We start from the raw sequence: 588 nt of genomic DNA on the forward strand, positions 1-588 counted from the left end.
CATTCCAGGTACCAGTATTGACATGACTACGTGCAGTACCAGTATCCTTACGAATTACTTCCGAATGCTTAAAGTGAAACGCCCGGATGAAGTTATTTCGCCTAGCGATAATTTCTTCCATAGCTTCAATACTCGCAACTTCAATTTGTTCACATCCATAGTTGAACGCTATTTTGATAATTATTTTCGCCACCTTTCATAACCAATTCTCAACAGGCCGCCAAGCCCGAATACACCAATAAAAATTGCTACTGCTATCACTGCATCATCCCCCTAAAATACTTTGACTGGCGTTAACAAATAGTCGATGTTGCCCGCACTGATAAGGAAAGGCGTCAGTCCAGAGTTAATTTTCACTTCCATATTCACGAACTTGATATCTTTCATAGATGTGAGTGCTTCAAGCGCATCAACTAAATACTGTGAATTACAGCTCAAACTAATTTCAGCACCAGAAAATTCTTTCGGTTCAAGGTCAATCATTTGACTAATTCCAGTGGATGTTTCGCTACAAGAAATTTTAAAATTCATCTCAGACACCTCCAATTTCACGACCTTTTTAAAGTCGGAATTGACCTTAGTCATCGC

The 588-nt window shown here is 39.3% G+C and carries 2 protein-coding genes; both read right to left on the reverse strand.

Features of this window, described 5'->3' with window-relative positions:
- A partial coding sequence (locus tag ACYVN4_RS45020) for a hypothetical protein (RefSeq protein WP_460730443.1) occupies positions 1–193 on the reverse strand: 193 nt, incomplete at its 3' end.
- A gap of 80 nt (positions 194–273) precedes the next feature.
- Positions 274–588: hypothetical protein (locus ACYVN4_RS45025; protein WP_460730445.1), on the reverse strand; the 315-nt coding region annotated here is incomplete at its 5' end.

It is taken from the genome of Nocardia heshunensis (assembly GCF_054782115.1).